The 1795-nt window shown below is 69.1% G+C and carries 1 protein-coding gene; it reads left to right on the top strand.

Annotated elements, in window-relative coordinates:
• Positions 1 to 96: 96 nt before the first annotated feature.
• Positions 97 to 1782 (top strand): IS1182 family transposase, encoded by a 1686-nt coding sequence (locus tag ACF08M_RS41600; RefSeq protein ID WP_392190518.1) that lies wholly within the window; start codon positions 97 to 99, stop codon positions 1780 to 1782.
• Positions 1783 to 1795: the final 13 nt, after the last annotated feature.

Below are 1795 nucleotides of genomic sequence, written 5' to 3'. Positions count from 1 at the left end.
GGATGCTGTTGGTTTATTCGGGGCCGTGCGTGACGTCGGCCTTCGAGACCCGGTTGTGGTCTTGAAGGCCGACGTTGTCGTTTGGGGTGGGTGCGGATGTCGATGCAGCCGAGGGGATCTGGGGAGATCCCGGCGGAGACGGTGCGGGTGGCGCGGGCCGCGTTCCCGAAGGGGAGCCTGGCGATCCGGGTCCGTGATGAGCTCGGACTGCTGTTCACGGACGAGGAGTTCGCGGACCTGTTCCCGTCACGAGGGCGGCCTGCCTGGTCACCGGGGCGCCTTGCGTTGGTACTGGTGTTGCAGTTCGTGGAGGGGCTGACCGACCGGCAGGTCGCGGATGCGGTCCGGGCCCGGATCGACTTCAAGTACGCCCTTGGGCTCCGGCTGGATGATCCGGGCTTCGACTTCTCCGTCCTGTCGGAGTTTCGGGACCGGCTGGTCCAGGCGGACGCCGGGCGGAGGGTGCTGGACGGCATCCTCGCCGCGGCCCGGGACAAGGGGTTGCTCACCGGCAGGGGCAAGGCCCGGACCGACTCCACGCACGTGCTGTCGGCGGCGCGGGACATGTGCTGGCTGGAGATGGTCGCCGAGACCCTGCGCGCGGCTCTGAACACGCTCGCCGTCATCGCTCCCGGCTGGCTGGCCGAGGTCGCCGAGCCGGAGTGGTTCCGGCACTACGCCACCCGCGCCGAGGACTCACAGTTCCCCAAGACTCCGGCCAAGCGGGATGAGGTCGGCCGGCGGATCGGAACCGACGGGACGCGGCTGCTTGAGGCCGTCTTCTCACCCGGTGCGGCTGCCGCGCTGCGGGCGGTGCCAGAGGTGGAAGTCCTGCGCCAGATGTGGGTCCAGCACTTCCATCTGGTCGAGGGCGAGGTGCGGCGCAGGGACCCAAAAGACCAGCCGCCAGGCGCGATGCGCCTGGTCACCCCCTATGACATCGAAGCGCGCGGCAGCGTCAAACGCGACACGATGTGGGACGGATACAAGGTCCACCTCACCGAGACCTGCGGGGCCGACACGCCGGACCTGATCACGAACGTCGCCACCACCGAGGCGACGGTCAGCGACTTCGACCTGGTCCCCGCTGTCCACGCCGGTCTCGCCGAGCGCGAGCTGCTTCCTGATGAGCACCTGGTCGACACCGGCTACGTCACCGCCCGCCACATCGTGGCCGCCAGGCGCGACCACGACGTGGAGCTGGTGGGGCCGATGATGCCCGGCACCGGCTGGCAGAACAGGGCCGGAGCCGCCGGGACAGGCTTTCCCATTGGCGCGTTCAGCATCGACTGGGACCGCCAGACCGTGACCTGTCCCGGCGGGAAGAACAGCACCCGCTGGGCGAGGGAACCCGTCCGGGACAAGGTCGAGATCCGGGTGCAGTTCTCGAAGACCGACTGCGGGCCCTGCCAGGTCAAGGACTCCTGCACCCGTGGACCGCGCCGCAAGCTGACCCTCCAGGACCGGGACATCCATGAGGTCCTGCACCAGCGCCGGGCCGAGCAGGAGACCGACGCGTGGAAGGAACGCTACAAGATGCGCGCCGGTGTCGAAGGCGCCATCTCTCAGGCCGTGAACCGCTGCGGCCTGCGCAGATCCCGCTACCGCGGCCTCGCGAAGACCAGCCTTCAGCACCAGCTCACCGGCGCAGCGATCAACCTCGCCCGAATCGACGCCCACCTCACCGGCACCCCACGAGCCCGCACCCGAACCAGCCACTTCGCAGCACTTCGCTCCGCCGATCGCCAGATCGACGGAGCGAAGCAGACGGGCCCCGAATAAACCAACAGCATCC

This window comes from Streptomyces sp. NPDC015032, assembly GCF_043080425.1.
Lineage (GTDB): Bacteria > Actinomycetota > Actinomycetes > Streptomycetales > Streptomycetaceae > Streptomyces.
The sequence above is the reverse complement of the archived record's forward strand: the minus strand, read 5'-3'. Positions and strand labels throughout refer to the sequence as shown.

Excerpts from the sequence above, each read along its gene's own strand:
- ACF08M_RS41600 (WP_392190518.1), top strand. The coding sequence starts at position 97 with ATGTCGATGCAGCCGAGGGGATCTGGGGAGATCCCGGCGGAGACGGTG.